Annotated in this window: 6 protein-coding genes and 1 pseudogene; 5 read left to right on the top strand and 2 right to left on the bottom strand. The window is 63.6% G+C overall.

Going from position 1 to position 7134, the window contains the following annotated elements:
• The first annotated feature begins 89 nt into the window (after nt 1-89).
• Nucleotides 90-1601, top strand: a complete 1512-nt coding sequence (locus tag M3P21_RS21930; RefSeq protein ID WP_249713645.1) for a trimethylamine methyltransferase family protein — start codon at nt 90-92, stop codon at nt 1599-1601.
• An 11-nt stretch (nt 1602-1612) separates the two neighbouring features.
• Here M3P21_RS21930 and M3P21_RS21925 read toward each other — a convergent pair whose 3' ends face one another.
• Together M3P21_RS21925 and M3P21_RS21920 are read right to left on the bottom strand one after the other, a co-directional pair.
• On the bottom strand, nt 1613-2587 hold the full coding sequence (locus M3P21_RS21925) for a LysR family transcriptional regulator (RefSeq protein ID WP_249713643.1): 975 nt from the start codon (nt 2585-2587) through the stop codon (nt 1613-1615).
• Between the two features lie 105 nt (nt 2588-2692).
• Nucleotides 2693-3337, bottom strand: coding sequence for a response regulator transcription factor (locus M3P21_RS21920; RefSeq protein WP_249713641.1), 645 nt, complete (start codon nt 3335-3337; stop codon nt 2693-2695).
• 217 nt (nt 3338-3554) lie between these two features.
• On the opposite strand from M3P21_RS21920, the gene M3P21_RS21915 reads away from it, so the two are divergent.
• From M3P21_RS21915 to M3P21_RS21900, 4 genes and pseudogenes are all read left to right on the top strand, one after another.
• Nucleotides 3555-4796 (top strand): pyridoxal-phosphate-dependent aminotransferase family protein, encoded by a 1242-nt coding sequence (locus M3P21_RS21915; RefSeq protein ID WP_249713640.1) that lies wholly within the window; start codon nt 3555-3557, stop codon nt 4794-4796.
• A 28-nt stretch (nt 4797-4824) separates the two neighbouring features.
• Complete coding sequence (locus M3P21_RS21910) at nt 4825-6021, top strand: malate--CoA ligase subunit beta (RefSeq protein ID WP_249713638.1); 1197 nt, start codon at nt 4825-4827, stop codon at nt 6019-6021.
• The gene (gene sucD, locus M3P21_RS21905; RefSeq protein WP_249713636.1) at nt 6021-6911 is read left to right on the top strand and encodes a succinate--CoA ligase subunit alpha; all 891 of its coding nucleotides are present in this window, start codon (nt 6021-6023) and stop codon (nt 6909-6911) included. Before M3P21_RS21910 ends, sucD begins: the two co-directional genes overlap by 1 nt.
• Nucleotides 6911-7134 (top strand): annotated as a pseudogene (locus tag M3P21_RS21900) (D-glycerate dehydrogenase); the annotation flags it as partial. The gene sucD and the pseudogene M3P21_RS21900, both read left to right, overlap by 1 nt.

Genomic DNA, 7134 nt, shown 5'->3' with positions numbered 1-7134 from the left:
ATTAATTAGGAATATAAGGCCCCGATCTTGTCAAAGCGGCCCGGATGACAGTTCGTTGAGACCAGTCAGGTTAAGGAGCACGTTGACCCGTGGGGCGCAGCAAGCGAAGCGGACGAGATGCAAGGCTGGCGCAGCGCGCGGCCAAACCACGGTTCGATCCGTGCCCGCCCGGGCAGGTCGGTGGCGCTTACCGGCCGCTGACAAACGCAGACATTCAGCGCATATTCGACACCGCGCTGAACCTGCTCGCGAGGCTGGGGATGGGAGAGGTGCCGCAACGCCTGTGCGACGACCTGCTGGCAGCGGGCGCTCGGCAGGGCGGCAATGGGCGGGTGGTCTTCCCGCCCGAGCTCGTTGGCCAAGCCATCGACAATGCGGCCAAGACATTCGTGCTGCATGGGCGCGACGAAAACCGGTCGATCGAGGTTGGTGGAAACCGCGTCTACTTCGGCACCGGCGGAGCTGCGGTGCAGACACTGGACCTGAAGAGCGGCCTCTACCGGCCCTCCACGCTCAAGGATCTGCATGATTTCACGCGGCTGCAGGACAAGCTGGCCAATGTCAGCTGGTTCACGCGCTGTTGCGTGGCCACCGATGTGCCCGACCCGTTTGATCTGGACGTCAACACCGCCTACGCGCTGATCAGGGGAACAACCAAACCTACCGCTACCGCCTTCACGCTGGCCGAACACGTGGCGCCAATTGTCGAGATGCTGGACATCGCCGCAGGTGGTCCCGGCGCGTTTTCGAAGCGGCCCTTCATGAAAGCCCATATCAGCCCGGTGATCTCTCCGATGCGCTATGGCGAGGATGCCGTTGACGTGGTCTATGAATGCATTTGGCACAATATTCCCATATCCTGCATCACCGCCGCGCAGGCTGGGGCCACGGCACCCGCGACGCTGGCGGGGTTCCTGGCGCAATCCCTGGCCGAAACGCTTGCCAGCCTGGTGATGGTCCATGCCATCCAGCCGGGCTTTCCGATGGTGTTCTCGAACTGGCCACTGGTCATCGATTTGCGGACCGGCGCGTTTTCGGGCGGCAGCGGAGAGACCGCCGTGTTGAACGCGGCATCCGCCCAGATGTCGAACTGGCTGGGGTTGCCCTCGGGTGTGGCCTGTTCGATGACCGACGCCAAGGCGATCGACGCGCAATACGGTATGGAAAAAGGGATCACCTCGCTCGCGGCTGCGCTTGCTGGCGGGAACCTGATCTATGAAAGCTCCGGAATGACGGCCTCGCTGCTGGGGGCGAGTTTCGAGGCCTTCGTGCTGGATGATGAAATGCATTCCCACACCTATCGCGCCCTGCGCGGGATCGAGGTGAGCGAGGCCAATCTGGGCTTTGACGCCATTTGTGATGCGGTCCTGGGCGAAGGGCACTTTCTGGGTAGCCAGCACACCTATCAGGCGATGGAGCAGGACTATTTCTATCCGTCCCTTGCCGACCGCGATGAGCCGCGCAGTTGGGCCGAGAGCGGGGCGGCTGATGCCTGGTCGCGCGCGCGGGCGCGGGCTTGCGACATCCTGCAGACCCACAGCCCGGCTTATCTGAGCGACAAGCAGGACACGGCCATCCGCGCGCGGTTCAGGATTCTGTAAATCCCTGGCCGTCAGTTGAGCAGCGCAAACTCATCCTTGAGCCAGGGCGCGATCTCCAGCAGCGGGCGGAGTGCGTTTTCCTCGATCAGCGCCCGGGTTTTCCTGTCGATCAGATCGACGACCGAGCGGGAACAATCCGGTGTCGTGACGATGGCCAGTTCGCGCGCAAAGCTTTTGCCGGGAAACGCGTGCATCCTCAGCCGGGATTGGAACCGTTTGGCGCGCGCGAACAGCAAGGGTGTCGTTATGGTCCAGCCTGCGCCAGCCGCAACCATGGCCATCAGTGTCTGGTTATTGCTGCATTCAAAGGAATGCGACGCGCTGATGCCGATCCGGCGCAGTTGCGCTTCGATCTGACGCGCGATGATCAGGTTGCTGGAGAACCGCAGAAACGGCAGCTTGGCGCGCCCGTCCACGATATCCGCGAGCGATCCTTCGGCAGTACGGGGCAGGGCCACAATGAACGGGTCACGCAGCAGCGGGCGGTCCTGCAGATCCGCAAACCGCTCAGACGGGCTTGCGGTAATGGCGAGGTCAAGCTGCCGGTTCCTGAGCATCTCGATCAGGGTATGGCTGGACTCGGTCTGATAAAGAAAGTCGCAGCGCGGCATCTGTCGGGACAGGTAGACCGCCAGTTCCGGCACAATGTCACTGTCCAGATCCTCAATGGTTCCCAGCCGCAGATAGCTGGCTTCGGTCACACCGCCCGCCGAGGCTTCGGCCTTGGCGCGGCGAATGGCCCGCAGCGCGTCGTCGATATTGTGCAGAAACACCTTGCCCTTGGGCGTAAGCACCATCGGCCTGCGGTCATGGTTGAATAACGCGACGCCCAGATGCTCTTCGAGGTTGCGCAGGTGGTGCGAAATGGTGCTGACGGCCAACCCGCTTTCATCCGCCGCCTGCTGCAGCGATCCCTTTTGCGTACAGATCTGGAAAAGCTCCAGCCATTTCAGGCTGAGATCTTTGGGAGCGGATCGTGGGCGCATGGCGGTATTCCAGAGCTTTGGGTGTGTCTTCGACGTCGGATGACGATCAGGTCTCTATCATATCAGAGGCGCGCTTGGGCCCGGATACATTCTTTCGGCGATGCCTCAGCGATCAGTTTCTTTGCCGCCCGGCATTTGTGACGAATAAAAATAGGCGATCGCCTGCGCGCGGTTCTTTACCGACAGTTTCTCATAGATGTTGGACAGGTGGAATTTCACCGTGTTGGTCGAGATCTGCAGCGCTTTCGACAGTTCGCGGTTGGACATGCCCTTGGACAGGAAATCAAGGATCGCGCGTTCCTTGCGTGACAGGCTGTGGATCGGATCCTGCTGCATGCGGCGCACATCGATGAAGGGGAACACCATCTTGCCCGCCGCAACTTCGGCGCAGGTGTCCAGCAACCCCTCGACCGGCCCCGAGCGTGGGGCGAACCCTGCCGCCCCCGCCTGCATGGCCAGTCTTGGCGTATCTCCGGTCGCCTCGCCATAGACCACCAGCCGGGGCGCGCTGTCATGTTCACGCAGCACTTCGATCAGTTTGGCGGCCCCCAGCACCGGCAGGTTCCAGTCGACGACACCGACCTGCACCGGCACCCGCATGACCGTGCCCAGAAAGCCTTCGGCGGTGGCGGATGTGGCGACAAGAGAGAATCGCGGATCGCGTTCGAAGATCTCGGACATGGCCGACAGAACCAGCGTATTACTGTCCGCGAGCATGACGTCGATTGCGGTAATATTTTTGTCAACCATTTGAGATTTCTTTGTTTCTCGCGATAACCTACCCGTAGGAGTGGGGTGTCAGACGGTATACCCTAGGATACTTACCTTTTCGGGTAGGTTTCTCCCCATCCATATAGATGCCCGAACGCAGTAGTAACTGACGTTGCGTCAGGGGGCAAGTCTGGGATCTTCTGGCTTTCAGCACGTGAACCGGGGCCGTTGCCCCTGCCAGAAACAGAGGCCCCCGATGACAGTTCCGATTTTCCCCAGCCTCGACATTCCCGAGACACTCGCTGCGGGTCCCGGGCCCGGCAACACCGATCCGCGGGTGTTGCAGGCCTTTGCCGGTGCCGGGCTGGCCGATCACATGCAGGCGGATGTGCTGCGCGGGATGATCGAGTGCAAGCAGATGCTGCGCGCGGTCTGGGGCACGGGCAACACCTATACCTTTGCGGTGGCCGGCACCGGCTGGAGCGGTCTGGACGCGATGTTCTCGGCGGTGATGCCGGGCGATGGGGTGGTGGCGTTTTGCAACGGGACGTTCTCGGGCATCGACGCGCTGACGCTGCGGATCAAGGCGGCAACCCCGGCCGAACACGCGGCAGATCCGCTGGACCCGCAAGCCGCCAGCGTGACGGTGATCGAACTGCCGCATGGCCAGAGCGTGACCGGTGCGATGGTCGAGGCCGCGCTTGCCGAACACAAACCGAAATGGGCCTTCATGGCGCATTGGGAGACCGGCTCGGGCCGGGTCAACGACCTGCGCGGCTTTTCCGATGCCTGCGCGCGCCACGCGGTGATGGGGCTGGTGGATGCGGTGTCGTCGCTGGGCGTCGATGATTTCTCGATTGATGACTATCCGGGCGTCGCGGGCTGGGCGTCCTGCCCGCAAAAGGGGCTGTGCTGCCTGCCGTTGACCTATGCGCCGGTCAGCTTCAGTGATGCCTATATCGCGTCGCTGCGGGCCAGCGGGGCCTATAGCTATGTGCACAATCCGATCTTCGAGGCCCGCCACTGGGGCATCGTTGACGGGCACGACGTGGAAAAGGGCACCTATCACCGCACCCATTCGGGCTATGCCGTCGCTGCCTTCCACGAAGCACTGCGCCTGACCCTGCAGGCGGGGCTGGCGAAACGGGCCGGGTCTTATCGCAGGCATGAAAGGGTCGTGCGCGATGCGGTCAGTGCGATGGGCTGCGCGGTCACCTCGGACATGCCCAGCCTTGTGGTGCTGACCCTGCCGCCGCAGCTGGCGGGGCGCGAGATGGAACTGGTGCAGGCCTGCCGGGCCGAGGGGTTCGGCATCTGGCCAACGCTCAGCGCGCCGGTGCAGGTGCGGATCGGCATCCTCAATCAACTGAACCGCCAAGCCATCAGCCGGATCGTGCGCCTGTTTGCCGACGCGCTGCACGACCTTGGCGGCCAGGTCGATTTCGACGCACTCGAAGCGCTGCTGGAAAGTCGCTACGGCACGTCAATCGCGGCGTGACCGCGCTGCATGAACGGGAGGATTGCAGATGGACATTCATGAATACCAGGCGAAAGAGGTTCTTTCGAATTTCGGCGTCGCCACCCCTTCGGGGGCCCTGGCCTACAGCCCCGAGCAGGCGGCTTACCGTGCCCGCGAACTGGGCGGCGACAAGTGGATCGTCAAGGCGCAGGTCCATGCCGGGGGGCGCGGCAAGGCGGGCGGCGTCAAGCTGTGCAATTCCGAAAGCGAGATTTACGCGGCCTGCGATGCGCTCTTCGGGCGCAAGCTGGTCACCCATCAGACCGGGCCCGAGGGCAAGGGCATCTACCGGGTCTATGTGGAAACCGCCGTGCCGATCGACCGCGAGATCTATCTGGGCTTCGTGCTGGACCGCACCAGTCAGCGGGTGATGATCGTGGCCTCCTCCGAAGGCGGCATGGAGATCGAGGATATCTCGGCGCAAAAACCCGACAGCATCGTGCGCTCGACAGTGGAACCGGCGGTGGGCCTGCAGGATTTCCAGGCCCGCGAGATCGCCTTCCAGCTGGGGATCGGGCCGGGGCTGATCCAGCACATGGTGCGCACGCTGCAGGGCTGTTACGCCGCCTTCAGCGAGCTCGATGCCACCATGGTCGAGATCAACCCGCTGGTGGTCACCGGCGACAACCGGGTGCTGGCGCTGGACGCCAAGATGAGCTTTGACGACAACGCGCTGTTCCGCCACCCGCAGATCAGCGAGCTGCGCGACAAGTCCCAGGAAGACCCGCGCGAGGCCCGTGCCGCCGACCGCGGCCTGTCTTATGTCGGGCTCGACGGCAATATCGGCTGCATCGTGAACGGCGCCGGTCTGGCGATGGCCACGATGGACACGATCAAGCTGGCCGGTGGCGAGCCGGCCAACTTCCTCGATATCGGCGGCGGCGCCTCGCCCGAGCGGGTCGCCAAGGCGTTCCGGCTGGTGCTGTCGGATAACAATGTGCAGGCGATCCTGGTCAACATCTTTGCCGGCATCAACCGCTGCGACTGGGTCGCCGAGGGGGTGGTGCAGGCGCTGCGCGAGCTGCAGATCGACATTCCCGTGGTGGTGCGCCTGGCGGGCACCAATGTCGAGGAGGGGCAAAAGATCCTGGCCAAATCCGGCCTGCCGGTCATCCGCGCCACCTCGCTGATGGAAGCCGCCGAGCGCGCCGTGCGGGCCTGGCAGAACGATCTGACCCAAGCGACCAAGATGAGGGCCGTCTGATGAGCATTCTTCTCGACCGTGACACACGCGTGATCGTTCAGGGCATCACCGGACGGATGGCGCGCTTTCACACCAGGGACATGCTGGAATACGGCACCAATGTCGTGGGCGGCGTGGTGCCCGGCAAGGGCGGCGAAACCGTCGAAGGCGTGCCGGTCTTCGACACCGTCAAACAGGCGGTCGAGGCCACCGGCGCCGAGGCCAGCCTGGTCTTTGTGCCACCACCCTTTGCAGCGGATTCGATCATGGAGGCCGCCGATAGCGGCATCCGCTACTGCGTCTGCATCACCGACGGTATCCCGGCGCAGGACATGATCCGGGTGAAACGCTACATGTACCGCTATCCGCGCGCGCGCCGCATGGTGCTGACGGGGCCGAACTGTGCCGGCACGATCAGCCCCGGCAAGGCGCTGCTGGGGATCATGCCCGGTCATATCTACCTGCCCGGTCCTGTCGGGATCATCGGCCGCTCGGGCACGCTGGGCTATGAGGCCGCCGCCCAGCTCAAGGCGCGCGGTATCGGGGTCTCGACCAGTGTCGGCATTGGCGGCGATCCGATCAACGGCTCGTCCTTCCGCGATATTCTTGAGCGGTTCGAACAGGATGACGAGACCCATGTGATCGCCATGATCGGCGAGATCGGCGGCCCGCAGGAGGCCGAGGCGGCTGCGTTCATCCGCGATCACGTGACCAAGCCGGTGGTGGCCTATGTGGCCGGTCTGACCGCGCCCAAGGGCCGCACCATGGGCCATGCGGGCGCGATCATCTCGGCCTTTGGCGAAAGCGCCTCGGAAAAGGTGGAAATCCTCTCGGCGGCCGGTGTCAGCGTGGCCGAAAACCCCGCGGTGATCGGCGAGACGATCGCCCATGTCATGGAAAGGGCCGCGTGATGGTCAAACCTTCTGTTCTTGTCACCCGCCGCTGGCCCGCCGCCGTCGAGGCGCAGCTGATGGACAGCTATGACGCGGTGCTGAATACCGGCGACACACCTCTGTCGCCTGCCGAAATCCGCGCGGCGCTGAAAACCTATGACGCGGTGCTGCCCACCGTGACCGACCAACTCAGCGCCGAGGCGCTGGACGTGCCCGGCGCAAAGACGAAGATCATCGCCAA

The organism is Ruegeria spongiae, from assembly GCF_023502395.1.
In the GTDB taxonomy this organism is placed as follows: domain Bacteria; phylum Pseudomonadota; class Alphaproteobacteria; order Rhodobacterales; family Rhodobacteraceae; genus Ruegeria_C; species Ruegeria_C spongiae.
This window is presented reverse-complemented; position numbering and strand designations above follow the sequence as displayed.